Here is a 21,354-nt window from a genome sequence, read left to right on the forward strand (position 1 = left end):
AAGATTACAAAAACAGAGTGCGGTTCCCTTGACCTAGAATAGAGTCTCTTTACAGAGAACTCGAAATTCCTAGAAAGGAGGTGATCCAGCCGCAGGTTCCCCTACGGCTACCTTGTTACGACTTAACCCCAATCATCGCACAAGCCTTGGCAGGCTGCCCCCTTACGGTTAGCCCACCTGCTTCTGGCTTATGCAACTTTCGTGGTTTGACGGGCGGTGTGTACAAGGCCCGGGAACGTATTCACCGCAGCCTGATGATCTGCGATTACTAGAGATTCCAACTTCATGTGGTCGAGTTGCAGACCACAATCCGAACTGAGACCATGTTTTTGCGTTTGGCTCCACCTCTCGGCTTTGCTTCGCTTTGTCTTGGCCATTGTAGTACGTGTGTAGCCCTGGATGTAAGGGCCATGAGGACTTGACGTCATCCCCACCTTCCTCCGGTTTATCACCGGCAGTACCCCTATAGTTGCCAACTTAATGATGCCAAATAAGGGAAAGGGTTGCGCTCGTTGCGGGACTTAACCCAACATCTCACGACACGAGCTGACGACAGCCATGCAGCACCTGTATCCGTGTGTATTGCTACTATTACGCATCTCTGCGCTTTTCACGGTATGTCAAACCCAGGTAAGGTTCTTCGCGTTGCTTCGAATTAAACCACATACTCCACCTCTTGTGCGGGCCCCCGTCAATTCCTTTGAGTTTTAGTCTTGCGACCGTACTCCCCAGGCGGATAACTTAGCGCGTGGGCTACGGTACTGGAGGGGTCAACTCCCCCAACACCTAGTTATCATCGTTTACGGCGTGGACTACCAGGGTATCTAATCCTGTTTGCTCCCCACGCTTTCGTTCCTCAGCGTCAGTATTCGGCCAGGTGGTCGCCTTCGCCTCCGGTGTTCCTGCTGATCTCTACGGATGTCACTCCTACACCAGCAATTCCACCACCCTCTCCGAAACTCAAGAAACACAGTCTCAAATGCACGTCCCAGGTTAAGCCTGGGGATTTCACACTTGACTTGCATTCCCGCCTACGAACCCTTTACGCCCAGTAATTCCGAACAACGCTCGCACCCTTCGTATTACCGCGGCTGCTGGCACGAAGTTTGCCGGTGCTTCTTCTTTTGGTACCATCAAAGAACTGCTTTATTAAAACAACTCCCCTTCTTCCCAACCGAAAGAGCTTTACAACCCGAAGGCCTTCATCACTCACGCGGCGTTGCTGCGTCAGGGTTTCCCCCATTGCGCAATATTCCCCACTGCTGCCTCCCGTAGGAGTCTGGGCCGTGTCTCAGTCCCAGTGTGGCTGATCGTCCTCTCAGACCAGCTATCCATCTTCGCCTTGGTGGGCTGTTACCCCGCCAACTAGCTAATGGAACATGGGCTCATCTTTCGGCTGCCGGCCCGAAGGTCCCGGCATTTCCAGCATCGCTGCTGCTTACGCGGTCTTAGCTACAGTTTCCCGTAGTTATCCCCCTCCAAAAGGCAGATTCCCATGCATTACTCACCCGTGCGCCACTAAGGTATTGCTACCTCCGTTCGACTTGCATGTGTTAGGCACGCCGCCAGCGTTCGTTCTGAGCCAGGATCAAACTCTTAGCTCTAATTTACTTACGTTGAACTATTTCTAGTCCCACGATTTTTTTACTATCTTGACGGTTCTTTTACGGAACCTTAACAACCTCTTCTTAAAAACTTTTACATTCCTAATCCAACGTTGCTCGGGAACCGCACTCTGTTTTTGCTTTCTTCTCTTGTCAAATTACTTAACCAGCGTTTTCAGGTTGTTAGATTCTTTTCAGAACCTTTTCACCTGCTGGTGAATGAAGTAGCTACAGAAACCGAATTCTTTTGTCAAACTTTTTGCAAAGAATTTTCCACTTATTTTTTTATTCAATATTTTCATGATGTTATTTTGCTAAAGAAAGTCGCTTTTCATTTTTGGACAATCGATATATTGTTCCTGCCGACATTGAATATCTTAATTTTTAAGGATTTTTTATGCATATAGGACTTATTGGAGCCTCAGGAAGACTCGGCACACTCGTTTGCGAAAATTTAGTTCAACAAAAGCTTACCTTTACCAAAATAGCGCGTGAGGACTTGCAAAACATCCCAAGTTTTATGCAGTTGCTTCAACATGTCTCTGAAAGTATGATTATATTGGACATCAGCTTACCTGTTGGCACAGAAAATATATGTAATATTATCAATAATTTAGAAGAAAAAAATCTAAAACAAATTAAAGGCCTCGTCATAGGCACCACAGGTCATAATGACCGCCAAAAGCAGTTGCTTTTAAGCACTTCGCAAAAAATCCCCATCTGCATGGTCTCTAATTTTTCTAAAGGTGTTTATCTTTTTGAAGAGATATTAAAAGCAAAAACATCTCAGGGCTTAACTGTAACTGAGCTGGCAAGAGCTCTAGGCTTTGATATGGCAATGACAGAAATTCATCACACTCTCAAAAAAGATGCGCCCAGTGGAACAGCAATCACTCTAGCTGAGGCCGGTAAAATCCCAGCGAAGCAAATAAGCTCAGTCCGCGTTGGTAAAGTCGTAGGCGATCACTCGATTCATTTGAGTGCTGATTCAGAAAGTCTTGAAATCAAACACACGGCTCACGCGCGCAAACTCTTTGCCGAAGGAGCCATTGAGCTTTGCAAAAATATATATACTCAAGCTCCAAAACCAGGATTTCTTAGAAAAGAAGACTTTTTCATATCATAATCAGGTCTCAGATTCGATCTATTGCATAAAATGTAAGGCTCTATTATACCTTCATAGGGATTCGCCCAAAATTTTGTAAGCATAATAAAATCATAGTAAACTTATAAAATTTTGGTTGATGACACTCTCTCACTTAATTTAATTTGGTTGGAATATGGATACCGTCATTCTTGTTTTTAGAGTATTATTTTTAGTTATTGGTTCAATAGTAGGTATATTTTATATCCTATTTCAATTTTACCAGAAACTACCGTCAGCATCTTTCAAACTTTCTACTACTGATTATGTTATTGCATTTTTAATTGCATTTATTTTTGGATTTGCAACAAATTCTTACATAGGTCTTGGTGCTTTTATTCCCCTATTATTGGTTAAATATTTATGCACCAAACTCATCAGTCCTACTAAATTATCTGGCTCTGGAATGTGGATGGAAATTGATTGGAAAAAGCTCACCCCACGCGGTTACGAGCGCAATGTGCCAAGACACATCATGGAACAAATGAATAAGATGATTGAAAGCACTCCCAAAGACACACATTTTATAATTCCAAGACTTTATGCGATAATTGGAATTCGTTTTATGCTACGTAAAATGAAAAAAGAAAGCGCAAATCTTCCTAAAGGATTTACGCCTCAGCAACAGAACATGGGCATGGATCAAATGACATCATTGGCACAAAATATATTGAAGTTAGATACTGGTAAATCGGAGAAAAAAGATTTGAATATAGGTGTCTTAAAAATCACACGCCACTAATTTTCTTCCCTAGGCAGGTCAAAAATCCATTCTACATTATTATTTTCTTTACTAAATCCAGCAATAAGTACTGTGGGAATGGAATCATTTTTAGAAGATAAATTTAATATTTTTTCAAAATTATCAGAATATTCAGGTAAATTTAGACTTTTTATCCACTCTAAAATTGAATTTAATGAAGTTCCTACAAGAACTATTTGAGGATTATTTTCATTGGAAAAAAATTGGGACAAGCGTTCCAAGGCATCTTTTAAAGTACCAATTTGGGGATTTGAAAGAGTATGTTTGTCAAAGCGGTTGTCCACACAAATGGGTAATGCGAGTCCTTTTGCCAAAGTTTCGCATGTCTTAAAAGTTCTATCTTCATTTCCAGAAACCATTATAATATCAGGAAATAATTTAAGAGAAGCTGATATTGCCTTTTCAAAACTATCTTGCTCTTTAAACGATCGCCAAATAACATCTTCATTCAATGATTTTGCACGAATATCATACTTTTCTTGAATATTAATTTTAAGAGTTTCAGATAAAAAAGAAATAATAGTTTCAGTAAGAGTTTCGGCGCCTTGCTCTCCTGTTCGACTTAAATAGTCGGGAGCACCCATTTCAGATTGCGTAAAAAATAAAAAAAGCGATTTCATGATGTTCCCTTCCTATTGAAAAAACAGATTTACCAATAAGTTTTATCTCTCGCCTCAGTCAAGTCCTTATAGTATGTTAAAAAATGATCGAAGCAAAATCATTCTGTATCAGAAGTTTTGTGAAAAACGGTTTTAATTTATTAATAAAATTGTATGGAGCTTGATAATGGCTAATGAAATTGAATTTGAAAATCATTTTTCAGCACGAGTCATCGTAGTTGTGTTTCCAAATGGGTATAAAATTGAAAATGAAGAAGACCTGGCAATATTAAAAGATGCTTGGACAAAAAATTTAAAATCTTGGCATTCTCCTTATACTTGTTTATTTGATTTAAGGAATTTTAAATTAAATTCTGATTATCAATTGGCATTTGAAAAATTAATTAACTTCTTTAAAAATTTTTTTATGAGAAAAATAATCGGATTTTACGATGAAAATTCTGAAAAAGTAACGGTTCATTTTGAAACTGTTATTGGAATCGATACGGCATCGGCACAAACAGGACTTGCCCGAGGTAATGGTTTTGAAAAAAATATTACCGATTTACGCAGTAAAATTCAGATTGATAATGACTTTAATGCTCATGTTATGGAAATTAATTTTTTAGCTGATACGGAATTTGTCACTGCTTCCGATATCTCTATTTTTAAATCTAAACTCCAAAATATTCTCATGTTATGGCACACGCCCTATAGCATTATGATCAATTGCGTGAACTGCAAATTTTCAGAAGAAGCTAAAACTGAATTTGCAAAAATAGATCGTTTTTTAAAAGGATTTTTCTGTAAAACAATAATAGGTTATGCCCCTAAGGCTGATAAAGAAACATATCCCTTTCCTGTGGTTCGTTCACGCCATTTGGCCGCGGCATCTTTAGAAAATAATGGATTAGAGTCCGGAGAAATTGCAAATTGCTCTACACGTAAAATTGGCACATAGCTATTCAAAATTAGAGTTACAATTAAGCTGACAACAGATTTCACATAGGAGCTTAATGGTATGTCTAATACAATTACTGAAAAAGAGATACTCTTAGCGTTTTCAAAAAACAGTAATCAAAAAGTAATCGAACTAAATGGTATTGCTAACGTTTTGCTAAAAGAAGGCGCAAAACCCGAACTTTTTGATGCCCTCTCCAGAACAACAAGCGCGATGAAAACCTTTGCAATAACCTGCCATCAACATCACATAGCAGAATTTATTTCAAAAATGATTGAACCTGATTTTGACAGAATTCGTGTTGAAAATCTTACCATTACAGAAGAAATAAAATCTGCACTAAAAGAAAAAATTTCAAAACTTAAAACGATGATCAAAGATGCTTCTAAAGACATGCCTGCACAAGATAATATTGAACCACTTTCTCTACAAGACGAAGGAATGTACTCCTTATTGACTTCCATTGGACAACTGAGTGTGTGGAGTTTTCATGAACTCATGAATGCTCTGGCAAAAGTACATGGTTATACAGAAATGCTAGAAGATGTTTATCAGCACGTGCCAGACAATGTCCCTGAAGTTAAAAGTGAATTAAAAACAATACAAGAAAAATTAATATCGAATACAGCTCATATGACGGGAATTATAAATCGCATCAGAGCACTTCGTGGTAAAACAAAAATCAATATCAAAGAACATAATATTAGAGATATTGTAAAAAACATTCAAGAGTTAACTCAACAACCACCTAAAACATTAAATTGGTCTGCCTTGCATATTCCAAGCGTTAATGTTCAATTTGATCAAATTATATTTGAACAAATATGGGTTCATTTATGGAAACTATTAGGAGAGTGGCAAAATCCAGGTACTTTAATTCAATCTATGTGCTTTGGTAAAATCGATCCAAACAAATCAAACCAAAATAATAAATTTATGAATTTATTATCCTTATATATTTGGTTAGAGCCTAATGGAACAGCTAAATTCGATCCTACAAAATTAAATTATTCTACTCAAACGCCTCAAGCTGACTTAGCATATGTTTTTCATTTTACCTCAAAAATTGCACAAAGAATTTCTGCTAATATAACCTGTGCCAAAGCCTCTTTTGGCGGAGTTGTTTTTTGTATATCTATTCCTTGCGGAGAATTACAAATAACACATTCTGAAACAGGTTACGCCATACCACAGCCCCTACATATTTCCAAAATGAATCAAAAAGAAGGCCCCTTAAAAAACATTCTTATTCTAGATGACGAAAAAGATCTTCGTACCATTTTAAGTTTGAAAATTAGTAAAATGGGATATGGTGTCTCCGTAGCAAGTACAATTGCCGAAGCAACTCAAATGCTAGAATCTAAGAAAATCGACCTCATTATTTCGGATCTTTTTTTAACGCAAGAAAGTGGCCTCGATTTACTAAAGAAAATGAGTGCGACCTCACCAGAAATTCCCTTTATTTTTATTACAGGAGCAAATGAAGATGATATTTCTAAGCCAATATTAGATATTTTAGCAAAATATTCAAAAGGTTTTCTAACCAAACCAATACCAACACAACTGCTTAAAGAAACAATTGAAAATATACTTCCTTTATAATATGTATATTTTGTCTTTTTTAAAAGGAAAAAGTATGAAAAATAAAAAGTTATCCAAATTAATTAACTGTAGAAATATAATCACAATATCATTACTTACATTTGTAAATTCTTCATTTGCTGATAATACAATGAATTTTAACTTTTCATCTCAAATACCTGACGGAGACTATAAGAATATAGTCACTACAATTGTAAATCCAACCCGATTTCAATTTATGTCTTCACCCTCAAGAAATATAGGTCGTATTATTCCGGTAGGAATTTCAGTTGGCGGGGGCGTTTCTTATGTAAATATCCCTCAATCAACAACAGATTCTTTAAATAAATACACCGATTCAGCTAATAATTTTCCCTCAGCCATTGTCATACCAAGACTTATTGCTAAAATAGATATCCCCGGAGGCTTAGATGTTGCTGTTAACTACGCAACCATTCCTCAAAGTTCAATCGTACTTTCGGGTATTGCTGTTCAATATTCTTTATTTGATCCAAGACTCGTCCCTGTATCTTTCGCCCTTCGAGGGGGTTACACGCGCATTCAAGGATTTGCCCCATTAGATGCCAACTCAACCAACGTAGAAGCACTGCTTGGTGCTAAATTAGCTATATTAAAGCCTTATGTTGGAGTTGGAAATAATTGGTCAAATGCCAGCACAAATATCACAAATCAATATGTTACCTTGTCTAAAAGTCTATCATGGACAGAAACATACGGAATTTTAGGTTTGCAACTTTCAGCACTCTTAGGATTAGGTGTCGAAGCCCAAATTTCTTCAAGCCAAACAATATATAATGCAAAACTTTCTATAGAAATTTAAAATCAATAAAATCATCAAAATTGCATATCACCCCAATAACTTCCTACAATAGGAAATTTTTGCTCTGTTAATTCCAAAATTGAATATCCGAAATCTTGAACAAGCATCTGGGAGTTCTCACAAGAAAGCCTTTTTGCCACAGGAATTCAAGACGTGTTCCTGCAATGCCATGGAGGCTTTTATTATGATTTTTTTTACCTTGCAAAAGAAACTCAGAGAGCTTGTCACTTCAAAGTGCACGCTACTATGGCTAGAGGGAACGAAACACGAAAGAGTTATGAAAATAAAATTATCAGGAAACAAAATTTTACTTACTTTAGCCAACGATACCACACGAGTTATTGCATTCGAGCGCTATGCGACGACTTCAGTAGGATTGCAATTTTGGTACCAAGGTAAAGCAGGCGTTTTATATAAATGGGAGCAAGTGACTTCACCAGAGCACTATGGACAACTTCCCAAAGATGATTTTTTACCAGATGACGATCCAACTCCACCAGACATTGCGGCTTAAAAGCTCAATTATTTAAATGGAGTAAATGGGAGCGAATATGAGGCTGACTGCAAAAATTCTTTCATGGTTATTGGCTGCCGTTGTGGTTGTCATGGTCATGTTTACAAGTTTAGCAATATATATGTTGCAGAAAAATCTTGAAGAAGAAGCCTTTCGTTCTCATAAACTTATTTACTCTTTATTCCTTCCCACCATTACTCGTTACCTTTGGGAATTTGATATTACAGGAATTAAAGAAACATTATCAAATATTATTGAAAATAATTACGCAAATAAAATTTACATTTATGATGCTGATACAATATTGGTCACATATCTTTTTAAAGATAAAAGCACAGGAAAAATATCTAACGTAAGAGATAATGATAAAACAGTTGAAACAAATAAAATAATCTCTCCTGAAAATAAAGATCTCCTTGAAAAGAAGTCTGCTGCAAATGAAGAGTTTTTTATTTATAATGAAAATTCAGTAAACGACACATCAAGAATTATAGGAGCGATGCAGCATAAAAAGGGGACAAATGCGAGTGCATCTGTCATTGGCTATTTTGTACTTGATTATTCAACAGACAATATTACAACTGCAATTCGTTCCATGATAAGAGGCGTTGTTATTCTTGCCTTATGTGTTACCATTATGCTTGTGGTATCAATTGGATTTTTATTAAGGAAAACCCTTATAAATAGTATCTTAAAATTAAGCCAAGCAAGTATAAATATTGCGAAAGGAAAATTTACAAAAATAGATGTTCCTAAAAGAAGTAAAGATGAAATGGTAGATCTCTTAAGAAATTTCAATATGATGATCACCCAAATTGAAGTTAATCAAGAAAATTTAAAGCTCCTTGCCGAGGAAGGTATAAAAATTTCTAGCAAATTTAATATAAGTGATGTTGCTATTCAAGTTTCAGAATCACTTAATAAAATAGCTAAATTAAATATTAATACGGAGTTTTTTGTCATCAATACCATGCTGCAATCAAACCCTACAGAAGGTTTCCATGAAATGCTAAAATCAGGGACACGCAGCATGATCAAATTGACAGATGAGATTGATGATCCACCAAATAAAAAACGTTTCTTTATTAAAGATTCATCAAATAAAATTTGTATTATTCTTCAAATTGATGATTTAAGAAGTGCTCATCTTTATTCTTTTACTGCAGCAGAATCTATTTATAATGCCATTCGTGCTTTACAAATTAGCATTACTAATGCATTAGATAATATTCATTTCGTAGCAGATCAAAAGGAACAACAAAGACTTGTTAGCGAACAAGAAACAGCACGACTGGTGCAAAATAATTTAATGCCAAAATTTGAATATAGAAAAGTGGGTAATTTTGAATTAGCAAATCACTTTGAAGCTGCGGCAGAATGCGCGGGAGATTGGTGGAATTATTATATTCTTCCTAATGAGAAATTGTTACTTCTTTTAGGGGACGTAACAGGCCACGGTACCGCAAGCGCCTTATTGACTGCTGTTGTGAAAGGATATTGCGATTCTATTCACATTCAACCTGAAATTACATCAAAAGACATTCTAAGCCAGCTCGACACTGTCGTAAGACAGAGTGGCGATGGTAATAAAGTAATGACGATGTTTGCCGCCATTCTCGATCCTATTAACGGCACTATTACTTTTTCTAATGCCGCTCATAACTTCCCCATGATGATTAAACTTAAAAACAATGGTAAAGTTGTTGAAAAATTAATCGCTCAAGGAAGACCTTTAGGTTATGAATTATTATCAACTTCTGAAGGACAAACAAGTTATGCATACGATCAAAGACAAATAAAACTTGAGCCAGGCGATGTTCTTTTTATCTTTTCCGATGGACTGGTTGAAGCAACAAATAAAAACGGAGATGAATTTACCGAAAGAAGATTAAAAAATGCTTTACAAAAATATTCTGATAAAGAAGCGAAAGAAATGAAAGAATGTATCATAACAGAATTTAGAGAATTTATATCGCATAAAAAACTTGATGACGATGTTACATTCCTTGTTTGTAAATTTAATTTAAATACTTAAATCATTCCATTAATTTAATAATTTCAGCTTCTATTTGAAGCCATATTTCTTCATCTGAAAGCAATTTCTTTTTAAGCATTTGAAGCTCCTTGTCAAGTTCATCAATTTTATGATAATTACTTGTGTCTTCTTTTTCAATTTTAATTTCTAATTCTTTTATTTTATTTGTTAAATTTAAAATTTCAGATTCAATTTTATCTTTCGCTTTTTCTAATTTTTGCTTTTCTTTTTTCACATCTTTTTGTTGCTGCTTTATGTCTTCGCCAGATTTTTCATTTTGAAAAATAGCATTCGAATTATCCTCAACGATTCGTGCCATTTCCATACTTCTATCAGGACTAAGAATATCAGGAAAGCCGGACAAGGGGGCTAATCTTTCATAGTCATCTAATTTACCTTCAAATAAAGCAAATCGACCATCGTTTGTCATGGCAAAAACATGGGTACAAATGGAATCAATAAAGTTTCTATCGTGGCTCACAAATAACAAAGTACCTTCATACTCTTCAATGGCGCCCGCAAGAATTTCAGCGCTGGACATATCTAAGTGGTTTGTAGGTTCATCAAGTAATAAGAAATTGGCTTGTTGCAATAATAAACACGCTAAACCAACACGACTTTTTTCACCGCCAGATAACACACCCACTCGTTTAAAAACATCGTCCCCGCGAAAGAGAAAACTTCCTAATAAGCTTCTTGCTTTGCGTTCGCCCACATCGTCAGATATGCTCATCACATTTTCAAGTATGGTTTTATGTTCATCAAGATTTTCCAATTGATCCTGTGCAAAAAAAGCCATGGAGACATTATGGCCAAGCTCAAAACCTCCCGAAAGAGATTGTATTTTGCTGGCAATTGTTTTTAGAAAAGTTGATTTTCCAATACCATTAGGACCAATAATTGCTATTTTTTGTCCACGTAATACATTTAATTTAATGTCTTTCGATAAAATAGAAGTATATCCTATACTCATGGATTCTACTTTCAAAACTTCCTTGCCACTTTGTGTTACTTTAGGTAAGGAAAATGAAATTTCTTCGACATTGTCATCAATATCAAAACTATCTTCGAGCTCTTTCATACGTGTCAGCATTTTCATGCGGCTTTGCGCTTGTTTCGCTTTAGAAGCTTTTGCTTTAAATCTGTCAACAAATTTTTGAATTTCATCAGCTCTTTTTTTATGTCTTTCAAAAGCAGCTGTTTCGAGTTCTAAACGTTGTTCTCTTTGCTCTAAAAAGGAATCAAAATTTCCTTTATAGGGAGTAAATTTTCCGTTGTATAAATGAAGGGTAATTGTAGACAATCTATTTAATAAAGCTCTATCATGTGAAACAAATAACAATGTTCCTTTAAAATCTTGCAAAAACTTTTCCACCCAAATTAAACTCGGCAAATCGAGGTGATTTGTAGGTTCGTCAAGAACAAGAAATTCCGGATCATTTAAAAACACACGGGCCAATTCAAGACGCATTCTCCAGCCACCAGAAAGCTGCTTGGGACTTTTTCCAAGTTGCGAAGCTAAAAATCCAAGGCCTATTAAAATTCCTTTGGCACGAGCTTCCAGAGCATAGCCGCCCGCTTCACGAAAATTATCTTCGATTTTTTCAAATTTCTTATGAACATCTTCACTATAATTATTTTCCATTTCCAAAAGAATATTGTCGAGCTGAATTTTAAGTTCACGAAGTTTTAGGGCACCGTCAACACATTCCTCAAGAACAGTCGGCTTCGGATTAGGGTTAGGTTCCTGGGGTAAATAACCTAAGTTAACACGGGCAGGTTTTAAAATTTCTCCAGAATCTGCCTCATCAAGTCCACAAATAATATTGAGTAAGGTCGATTTTCCAGCCCCATTAGGACCGACCAAAGCAACCCTCTCCCCTTCTGGAAAATGATAAGAGGAGTTTTGAAAAAGTACTTTTTTACCATATGCCTTGGCTAAATTTTCGATCCGGATCATGCTACAGTCCCATTCCTATTGTTCAATTTCTTTTATCAATCCAATGAATTAAATCAGAAAGGGCTTGAGAACGATATTGTTCCGTTTCATTAAAAATCTCATGTCCAGCCCCCTGAATCACCTTAAAAGAGCTATCATTGTGAGAGAAATAAGGCACGCATTTTTTCGTCACTTCCAATTTGACCAATTTATCATCCTCTGCTGCAACAATGGTAACAGGTGCCGATATCAAGCGAATGGCTTGGATTATTTTTTTTTCTTCTACAGCAGATAAAAATGTATTTCCCATTCTTGCTGTTATATATTTTAAATTCAATTCATCGTCTTTTGCTGCTTGATTATTCTCTGGATTATTTGAAAGTTTTTCAGGGAGAATGCCAATAGGAGCTAATATTTTTGGAAGATATTTTGAAACTTTATCTGCTAAAAATCTTTTCCAAATAGGAATCTCTTCTTTTACACCATAGCAAGGTGAACTTAAAAAAAGAGGGGGACAAGAATCGGCAAGATGTGCCGCCGCATAAGTCACTAACAACGATCCAAAACTATGCCCCATTATTCCAAAAAAAGAGTTTTTTTGCTTAGTAAAACCAAGAATTTGTTTGACATAATTTATCATAAAAATCACATCTAGCACCATGGCGTGTAAATTTTCCGCATCTCCTCTGACAGGTCCTGACTTTCCATGCCCCCTAATATCAAAAATGGCAAAAGCTAAATTTTTTGCACAGACTGTTTTTGCTACATGAGAATATCTGCCACTGTGTTCCCCAAAACCATGCACGGCAAGAACAACACCTTCTAAATTTGACTCCTGCTGAACTCTTTTTGCAGGAGTGTAAACACGGAAAAAAAGCTCGTTTTCATCAAAACTTTTTATGATTTCTGCACGTTCTTGAAACATACTGCAATCTCCTCTTGCTTCAAATTTTCCTATAGCATTTCAGATAGCTGCAATGTTTTCACACAACTTTCAAACGAAAACAATTTATCCTGCAAGAAGAACTCAAGATCATTTTTTCTTGAAACCAAAAGGGGGCTGTTATGCTGCGTAGTTTAAACACCGCTGCAACAGGCATGGATTCACAGCAGAGATTAATTGATACGCTATCGAACAATATGGCAAACGTAAATACGATTGGTTTCAAGGCAAGCAGAGCGTATTTTCATGATCTGCTATATCAAAACATCCGCGCACCAGGCTTACAAACAACAACGGGAGTCGTAGCTCCCAGCGGCATTCAAATAGGAAATGGCTCCAAAATTGTTTCTGTTGAAAAATCATTTGAGGAAGGCGCTATTAAAATTACAAACAAAGACACAGACATGGCCATTATGGGGAAAGGTTTCTTTCGCATTCAGCTTCCTGACGGAAATATTGCTTACAGTCGTGATGGGACATTTCGCCGCAGCGCCGATGGCCGCATTGTGACAGCAGAAGGACTCCCTTTAATTCCTGAAATCGTGGTCCCGCAAAACACATTGCATTTGAACATTGGAATCGATGGCATTGTCACGGCTAAAGTAAGTGGTGAGCAAGATCCGAGAAATTTAGGGCAAATTCAATTGGCAAATTTCATAAACCCCGCAGGCCTAAACTCAATGGGTAGAAACCTTTATACCGTAACAGCAGCCTCAGGCGAACCTATTGTCTCGATTCCGGGAGAAAATGGATTGGGAACAATTGATCAGGGTGAATTAGAAACAAGTAACGTAAATATTGTTGAAGAAATGGTTCAACTTATTGTAGGACAAAGAGCTTACGAACTAAATAGTAAAGTGATAAAAACAGGCGATGAAATGCTCGCTTCAACAAACCAAATGAAGTAGTAGGCATTTAAATGATAATGGATCAACCACTTATATATATTGAATATAAATCACTTTCAAACGATGAGAGTATCTCAGAAATACAAAAAGACATCATCGTGCAGCTTATTAAAATAAATAAGCCTCATGATCTCATTATTATTGAAAATCTTCATGAAAAGGAACAGAATCATAAACAATATATTTTAAGCGCAAAATGCATTCAATGCCAAGTTATTGATAATTCGCAATTAGAGATCGACAGTACTTCAATTAAAAAATCAAACAATAAATTTACTGATGAATATACATTTAATGTGTCAAGTTTTTCTAATAAAAAAACCACTTGGAAAATTGAAATAATTGAAAAGAAAATTATTTATTATATTGCAGCAAAACAATATATTTCACCCAATAATATATTATCAGAAAAAGATCTTGAGGTTGTTTCCTGCATGACATCAGAACCCAAATGTCTTCCCAAATTTCCTTTTTTTTCGAGTAACGATGCACTACAACAATTTTCAATATATAAAAATAAAAAGGCAGCAACTTCATTCCGTGAAGGACAGGAGATTGAAGCAAAATGGCTTTCCGATGAAATACTTATTCGAAGTGGAGAAAAGACTAAAGTTACTTACAGCCCCAACAATTCATTGACCATCCAAACTTTTGGAAAATCCCTTTCCAATGGTGGACGTGGAGAAATAATTCGTGTTCAAATAAACGACTGGTTCGACAAAGGCGCTACTTCTCGTCCTATTGGAATCATTGAAGGAACAGTCGTAGCTCCAGGTGAGGTTGAATATGCAGCCAAATAGCAAATACACACAATACAAAACAACTCTCGATCAAATCAATCTTCAAGATGAAGATGGTTATGTTGAAGTCTTAAAAACAGCTATTATAAGAGAAAATAAGAAACAAAATAAATCCTTAAAATATTCCAAATTAATTCAAAATTCAGATAATGACGAATTAAAAAATGTTTGGGGTACAACCGTTGAAAAATATTTAAATTCTGTAGAATATGCTTTTGATAAAGGAAACAGCACAGGTAAAAAGTTTTCAAATGCTTTAGATAATATTCCAGAACCCACTTCTAAAAAATTTGTACTGCGTTTTACACTTGGCTTTGTTGTCCTTGTGCTTATTATATTTTTTTCCAGCTGCAAGGTACAAGCACAAGTTCCCTTACCACCTGATAGCGCAATCCCTTCCTCTATTAGCAGGGCAGAAATTCAACAAAGGCAAGAAACTCAACGAGGACAAGAACAACTCTTTATTAAAAGAGAAAGCCTACAAATTAAAGCGAAAGAGCCTGGTTCCACTTCTGGAAGCATATGGGCAGATTCCCAACAACCAAAATCCCTTGTTACAGAATACCAACCCACTCATACGGGCGAAGTTATTACCATCACTATCCCCGATGATTTGCAATACAAACAACCCACAGATCAACCCAACTCCCCTACAGGACAAAAATTTGAACCTGTGAAATCAATGAAATTTGAAATTGTAGGAATCGAACCTGGTGGAGATGTGTTTTTAAGAGGGATAAAAAACTACGTCAGCGAAACGGGAGAACAAAGATCTATAATGGTTATGGCAAAAATGCCGCAAAGAAGTTTAAATAAATTTGAAGTCAGCGCTCGCGAACTAACTGAAGTTGCTGTGAATTCAGTTATTAATGGAGCCTCCTCCGATTATTCTGCTGCGGGATGGGATCAAACCGTTTCACGCAAAGTTTCAGGCTTTGCTCCCGATCTCAACTCCGCCGTAGGAGCTTTAGAGGGACAAAAGAAAGAACTTGAAATCCAACAAAAAGCATTAAAAGATCAACAAAAAGCTTTAACCGATGAAGCCGAAAGACTTAAAAAGGATCGCGATCGCTTAAACGCAGAAACAGCGCAAGCGAAACAAATTCTCGATGCAGCCACAATTGCTGATCCCAGTTCACAAAATGGAAAAGGGGGAGGTAACAACGCAAATCAAGGTGCTGGGGCAAATAATAATACTAAGAAAACGGGTAATTAATTTATAGTTAAAGGGGAATCCCTTGCTTAAGAATATAAAAAGTTACTGTAAAATTTTTGTTTCATTATACCTCATTAATTTGTTACAAATAACTCCTATTTTTGCTGAAGAAACAGAACTGCCCGTTAGAATAAAAGATTTGGTAGAAGTCAGAGGTGTGCGCTCTAATCCCTTAAGCGGAATGGGATTGATCGTGGGTCTGCAAGGAACAGGAGATAGTAAATCGAGCATTGCGACCAATAGAGCCGCTGCCGCCGTAATGAACCGTCTCGGAATTACGGTCACACCAGAAGAAGTGATCACAAAAAACGTCGCTGTCGTCGTTGTCACCGCAGAACTTCCTCCTTTTGCGCGCATAGGTGACAAAATAGATATTCGCATTTCCAGCATGGGTGATAGCACAAGTTTAGAAGGGGGCACTTTACTCCTCACAAGCCTCAGCGGCGTCGATAGCCAAGTTTATGCAACAGCTCAAGGAAGCATAAGCCAAGGAACATCCATGGCGGGAAATGAAGGCGGAGCGGGACAACCCGCAAAAAGCACAACACCCAAAACAGTTTCTTTAGCCATGAGCGGTGTCGTCGAAAAAGAATTTTTTTCAACATTTATTAATAATAACAATATCGAATTGAGTTTAAAAAATGCTGACTTCACCACAGCAAGCCGCGTTGCTAAAGCTTTAAACGATTATTTTGGAGAGTTTATTGCCGATCCCATCAACAGTGGACTCATTTCAATAAAAATTCCAAAAACAGTGACAAGAAATAATCCTAGTTTTAATCCTGTTACTTTTATGTCACTTCTTGAACAAATTAAAGTAACACCTGATTCAAAAGCTCTCGTTGTCATAAATGAACGCACAGGAACAATCATTTCGGGGCAAAATGTCATTATTGAACCCGTTGCCATAAGCCATGGTCGACTTGAAATTCAAGTCGGGAAGAAAAGTAATAAAGTGAGTGAACTTCCTGCCAGCACGACAGTGGGAGAACTGGTCAGAGCTTTAAATACGCTGGGTGCAGGACCCAAAGATGTGGTTTCGATATTACAAACTCTAGAAAGCGCTAAAGCATTAAGAGCTCAATTAAAATTAATGTAATAGAGGTACACCTATGAGAATTAATTTAATAGATAATGCACCAATTGTTAAAAACAATGAATTTTTAAAGGCAAATGAAAAAGAAACATTAAATCCTAAAATTGCACAAAAACTCAAGGACGCGGAAAACGTAGCAAAAGAATTTGAAACAATTTATTTAGATATGATGATAAAAAGCATGCGCCAAACCGCAAAACCAGAAGACGAAAGTAACGCTCAAGATATTTTTAAAAGCATGCTGGATGGTGAATATTCTAAACTTATGGCCAACTCACAAAACTTTGGCATTCGTGATCTCATTTTAAATTGGATGAAAGAAAGCGATCCCGATTTAAATCCGAATGTAAAAGTCATGAAATATGAAAATAAATTAGATGCATCTGGAAAAAAAGATCTTAAAAATGCACAGGACACGATTTCAAAAATGAAAAATGACTCCTATATGTCCAAAATGGCTATTGAGCAATTTAAAATAGAAATGGCAAAGTAAGTTATTGCGAGAGCCATAATGAATTTGAATTTGAAGAATTTTCCGTAACAACAAGTGGACGCAATTGAATTTTACTTTGAGAATTTACATTATTATTTTCTTCGCCACTATATGGCTGAAAATAAATATCTCTTACTTTATTTTCATTCAAACTCACATTAGATTGTAAAAAACTCTGCCCACCATCAGAAGAAAAAAACAAGCCCAAATCTGTACCCAAATACAAAACAGTACCTAGTTTATAAATACTATTAATTCTACTTGTTCCAAGTCCATTATCACTAGTGGAAGTTATATTTTGAAAATTTTCTCCACTGTTGTGTGAAAACCAATAACCCTGGCTTGTAGCTATATAAATATCATTATTATGGCAATATAAATTATTTATTGTTGGAGAAACATTTGCTATATCCCCAAAGCTAGGCACTAGATTAGGTTTATCTTCAGATTGGTCATATTTCAAAAGTTTGAATGTATCTCCATTTTCATTTGGCGAATAATGATATAATTCATTATTTTGAGTGACAGCAAAAATTGATTTTTCATTTGAAAATAACTTTTTTATTCTTATTTTACGCAATATAGACAAATCAGAATTATGAATTATGATTTTATATCCTGATTTTTTAATAATATATTCATTTATAACTTTCAAATCAAAATAAAACATATTTAATCCAGAAATAAAATAAATTTTACTACCGAATTGTACCATATTATCAATAGAATTAATTAAGTTACTTTTATTTTTATAATCAAATAGAGGTTGTTCAAAACTTTTTCCAAAATCTTTAGATATATAAAGCCCATTACTTGTGCCTAAAAACAAATAGTTATTATAAAATATAACCGAATTTATTTTAACTGTACTTTTTAATTTTTTTTGTATAATTATATCTTGAAATTCTCTTCCATAATTATTAGACAATTTTAAACCCTGATTTGTGGCTAAAAATATTTTATTTTCAAATAATTCAATTTTATTTATAATTCTATTAGATAGATTTTTATTATCATACTGAATATCATATATTTTTTTAAAAATTTTCGGATAATCTTCTATAGATTCAGAAATTAAAGACCCATTTTTAATCAAATATAAAACAGTTCCGATAGATGTAACAGATGAAATATTATCATCTCCAAACTTTTTTTCCTTATTAAAAACGCCATTGACTCCCGTATTAGACAGCCATAATCCCTTACTTGTTGCTAAATATACAATATTATTTTTTACATAAATTGAGTTAAAATCGATATTCCCATGTTGCCTGGAATCATTTATTGTTAAAAATGAATTCTTAAAATTCATTTTTTCATCACTCATATCTGCATAATGTATCTGATTTTTTGTTAGAATATAAAAGACATTATTATTTATAAATATATTTTTTATTTCTTTATTAGAATCGTTAAATATTTCTTTTAAAAAATTATGATTATTTGAATCCATTGAAATAATCTGTTCTTTAGTTGCGATATAAAATTTATTTTTATCCTGGGCTATAGCAACAACAGAATTTAATTCAAATGCACATATTCCATTAAATTCATATTTATTTACACCTTTTTCATATTTACCAAATTTATCTATACCTTCTTTTGGATTACGAATAACTGCGAGTATACGATCTTGAAATACATTAATTGAAGAGACAAAATCAGAGTTTTTTATATTTTTTTTAGTTTTAAACCCTTTTCCACCATGACGTGAAAAGTAGAGCCCATCTTCATTTCCTTTTTGTAAAAAATAAAGCTTATCGCCATCTAAATGAATATTTGAAATTGTATTTAAATCTGCACTATCATTTGAATCCAAAAAGTTTTTTTTCTTATAATAAAAGCCGCTTGTCGTAGTAGCGTATATTTTTTCATTATCTACAGTAACACTCATCATATTACCAAAAATTTTACCGCTAAATATTTCTTTAAATTTTGGGAAACTCACTTCTTTATTATCTGTTTTATTCAAATAACTTAAATGTATTCCATTAGATGAACAATCTGAATTTTTACAAGGAGATGCTACATATAGAATATTATCAATTATTTTTAAATCATATATTTCATTATTTTTTAAATCATCTATTTTTGCCAAATTACATTTATTTTTCTCATCTTTATTGCAATAGTATAATCCATTACTTGTACCAATAAATAATAAGTTTTTATATTTAGTAATTTCATTTATCGAAGAATCATATGGTAATTTTATATTTTCTCTCTCAAAATTTTGCGAATAAAAATTAGGAGAAAAATAAATTGATTCCTCTAAAACTCCATAAGAATATTTTTTCAAATCTAAAACCAAATATAAATTATTTTGAAATAAAAAAATCTTAGAAATTGAATAATCTGAAATATCATTAAGAAAATTTGGAATATTATTAAGATTAAATTTATTGTTATTACAAAATTTCATATCTTGACAAAGAGGAGATAATACTCCTTCTTTTAAATATAAAAGATTATTTTTACTTGTAGCAATAATTAAAACATCATCATTAGATGCAATACTTTTTACTTTCATTCCATTTAATAATTCAAATTTTTCAAATCTGTAATCTTCTTTATTAACATCATAAAAATAAAGCACAGATTTATTTGTTAATGCATAAATAATATCACCTAAAGACACCATGTTAGTAATCTCAGAATTATCATCAATTCCAGAGACATTCTTAAATTTTCCATGCATTCCATTTATGGAATATTTTACATTTTTAATTTGATTATTTATTAAAGTTGCAAAAGTTATACCATGAAAATTATAAACTCTATATATCGATTCATTTTTTAATTCATTCGATTTTTTAATTTCACCTTCATCCAAGTTTTTAATATTAATATAAAATAAATTTGATTTAAAACCAGTTTTACGATCATCATTCTCAACAAAATAATCTGTTTTAAACCTGAATATGTTTTTCATTTTTTGAAAATTTCTATTAACAATCAAAAGATCTGCATAACAAAATGATTTTTCTGGATAAATACTCTTAGTATTTAATGATGAATTCTTATCGCAAGTATTGTTATATATATCATCATAGCTATATTTTTTTATACTTAAATTAAAATCTCCCTCATTTTGAAATTTAATTTTTTTAAATGAAAATCCTCCTTTATATAAATTAATATCATCAAAATTATTTTCTGATTTTACACTTAATAATAATTGTCCAGTTAAAATCTCCTCACTTATATTGTTCTCATCAGTATTCATTATGACAACTTCAATTTTTGGTGTGTCTAAGAAATTATGATTTATCATTTTTACATTTGCATATAATTTCTGTACATAGTCTATTTTTGTTTCATAATTTTTTTTGTTCTCTTTTTTTTTGCTTATTGGTAATGGAATATTATCAGAAAAAAATTCACTTTTTAGTATAGAATTTTTTCTATCTAATATTTTATGATAATTGATTTTATTATGGGTTAAGTCAACTCGACTAAGATGCAACTCACATCCTATGTCTTTTTCTTTAACTCTTAATAAATCAAATGATTGATAATCCGAGCTTGTGCCGATACTCCAGCTATCCCCCTCAGAATGACCTTCACAATTTTGATATGTCCCTTTTAAAATTAAATTGTCATTACTATCTATAGTCGTGTGTTCTGAAAATGAGTAACTTTGCTTTACAATCAATTCTGGAATCAAAAAAGAATCATGCGTTTCATTTTCTTTTCCACATGAAATTAAAAAAATTACACTTAATATTATTGAAATCTTATTTAAAAGATAGAAATATTTAGAAATCATATCCATTCACTCATTTTTAAATAAAAAAAGTAATTAATTTCAGAAATAATATTCAATTTTTTTATTAAATTAAATTTTTTAAATATTATTTATTATAATGCTTTTAAAGGAACTCTCAAAGAGTAACAAAGCTTGATTCATCAAGGCG

16 protein-coding genes and 1 rRNA gene are annotated in these 21,354 nt (G+C 34.1%); 12 read left to right on the top strand and 5 right to left on the bottom strand.

From position 1 onward, the window contains the following. Positions 1-73: 73 nt before the first annotated feature. A 16S ribosomal RNA gene (locus AXG55_RS11625) occupies positions 74-1,604 on the bottom strand. 397 nt (positions 1,605-2,001) lie between these two features. On the opposite strand from AXG55_RS11625, the gene AXG55_RS11630 reads away from it, so the two are divergent. Continuing rightward, complete coding sequence (locus AXG55_RS11630) at positions 2,002-2,730, top strand: 4-hydroxy-tetrahydrodipicolinate reductase (protein WP_148698278.1); 729 nt, start codon at positions 2,002-2,004, stop codon at positions 2,728-2,730. Positions 2,731-2,884: 154 nt separating this feature from the next. Next, a complete protein-coding gene (locus AXG55_RS11635) occupies positions 2,885-3,490 on the top strand; it encodes a hypothetical protein (protein WP_148698279.1) in 606 nt (201 codons plus the stop codon). On the opposite strand, the gene AXG55_RS11640 is transcribed toward AXG55_RS11635, so the two are convergent. Then, positions 3,487-4,131: a hypothetical protein gene (locus AXG55_RS11640; RefSeq protein WP_148698280.1), complete on the bottom strand. Its 645-nt coding sequence runs from the start codon at positions 4,129-4,131 to the stop codon at positions 3,487-3,489. The genes AXG55_RS11635 and AXG55_RS11640 overlap by 4 nt on opposite strands. Before the next feature lie 166 nt (positions 4,132-4,297). Between AXG55_RS11640 and AXG55_RS11645 the strand changes: the two genes are divergently transcribed. From AXG55_RS11645 to AXG55_RS11665, 5 genes are all read left to right on the top strand, one after another. Then, the gene (locus AXG55_RS11645) at positions 4,298-5,071 is read left to right on the top strand and encodes a hypothetical protein (RefSeq protein WP_148698281.1); all 774 of its coding nucleotides are present in this window, start codon (positions 4,298-4,300) and stop codon (positions 5,069-5,071) included. A 60-nt stretch (positions 5,072-5,131) separates the two neighbouring features. Beyond that, positions 5,132-6,673 carry a response regulator gene (locus AXG55_RS11650; RefSeq protein WP_148698282.1) on the top strand — a complete coding sequence of 514 codons (1,542 nt, stop codon included), beginning with the start codon at positions 5,132-5,134 and terminating at the stop codon, positions 6,671-6,673. Positions 6,674-6,707: 34 nt separating this feature from the next. Beyond that, a complete protein-coding gene (locus tag AXG55_RS11655) occupies positions 6,708-7,493 on the top strand; it encodes an autotransporter outer membrane beta-barrel domain-containing protein (protein WP_148698283.1) in 786 nt (261 codons plus the stop codon). A 184-nt stretch (positions 7,494-7,677) separates the two neighbouring features. Then, positions 7,678-8,007: a hypothetical protein gene (locus tag AXG55_RS11660; RefSeq protein ID WP_148698284.1), complete on the top strand. Its 330-nt coding sequence runs from the start codon at positions 7,678-7,680 to the stop codon at positions 8,005-8,007. Positions 8,008-8,044: 37 nt separating this feature from the next. Next, positions 8,045-10,042 carry a SpoIIE family protein phosphatase gene (locus AXG55_RS11665; RefSeq protein ID WP_233231188.1) on the top strand — a complete coding sequence of 666 codons (1,998 nt, stop codon included), beginning with the start codon at positions 8,045-8,047 and terminating at the stop codon, positions 10,040-10,042. A 1-nt stretch (position 10,043) separates the two neighbouring features. Here AXG55_RS11665 and AXG55_RS11670 read toward each other — a convergent pair whose 3' ends face one another. After that, positions 10,044-12,002 carry an ABC-F family ATP-binding cassette domain-containing protein gene (locus AXG55_RS11670; RefSeq protein WP_148698286.1) on the bottom strand — a complete coding sequence of 653 codons (1,959 nt, stop codon included), beginning with the start codon at positions 12,000-12,002 and terminating at the stop codon, positions 10,044-10,046. Positions 12,003-12,024: 22 nt separating this feature from the next. Continuing rightward, positions 12,025-12,906, bottom strand: a complete 882-nt coding sequence (locus AXG55_RS11675; RefSeq protein ID WP_148698287.1) for an alpha/beta fold hydrolase — start codon at positions 12,904-12,906, stop codon at positions 12,025-12,027. A gap of 140 nt (positions 12,907-13,046) precedes the next feature. Here AXG55_RS11675 and flgG point away from each other — a divergent pair, with 140 nt between their 5' ends. From flgG to AXG55_RS11700, 5 genes are read left to right on the top strand one after another with little or no spacing between them, the layout of a single operon-like run. Beyond that, positions 13,047-13,832 (top strand): flagellar basal-body rod protein FlgG, encoded by a 786-nt coding sequence (flgG, locus tag AXG55_RS11680; RefSeq protein ID WP_148698288.1) that lies wholly within the window; start codon positions 13,047-13,049, stop codon positions 13,830-13,832. A gap of 11 nt (positions 13,833-13,843) precedes the next feature. Beyond that, entirely contained in the window at positions 13,844-14,632 is a 789-nt protein-coding gene (locus AXG55_RS11685; RefSeq protein WP_148698289.1) for a flagella basal body P-ring formation protein FlgA, read from the top strand. Next, positions 14,619-15,848, top strand: a complete 1,230-nt coding sequence (locus AXG55_RS11690) for a hypothetical protein (protein WP_148698290.1) — start codon at positions 14,619-14,621, stop codon at positions 15,846-15,848. The genes AXG55_RS11685 and AXG55_RS11690 overlap by 14 nt, the downstream gene beginning before the upstream one ends. Positions 15,849-15,870: 22 nt before the next feature. Further along, the gene (locus tag AXG55_RS11695) at positions 15,871-16,947 is read left to right on the top strand and encodes a flagellar basal body P-ring protein FlgI (RefSeq protein WP_148698291.1); all 1,077 of its coding nucleotides are present in this window, start codon (positions 15,871-15,873) and stop codon (positions 16,945-16,947) included. A gap of 13 nt (positions 16,948-16,960) precedes the next feature. Next, positions 16,961-17,437, top strand: a complete 477-nt coding sequence (locus AXG55_RS11700; RefSeq protein WP_148698292.1) for a rod-binding protein — start codon at positions 16,961-16,963, stop codon at positions 17,435-17,437. 1 nt (position 17,438) lies between these two features. Here the strand turns inward: AXG55_RS11700 and AXG55_RS11705 are convergent, their stop codons facing one another. After that, complete coding sequence (locus AXG55_RS11705; RefSeq protein WP_148698293.1) at positions 17,439-21,206, bottom strand: WD40/YVTN/BNR-like repeat-containing protein; 3,768 nt, start codon at positions 21,204-21,206, stop codon at positions 17,439-17,441. Positions 21,207-21,354 lie beyond the last annotated feature (148 nt).

Origin of the sequence: Silvanigrella aquatica (assembly GCF_001907975.1) — a bacterium.
GTDB classification, from domain to species: domain Bacteria; phylum Bdellovibrionota_B; class Oligoflexia; order Silvanigrellales; family Silvanigrellaceae; genus Silvanigrella; species Silvanigrella aquatica.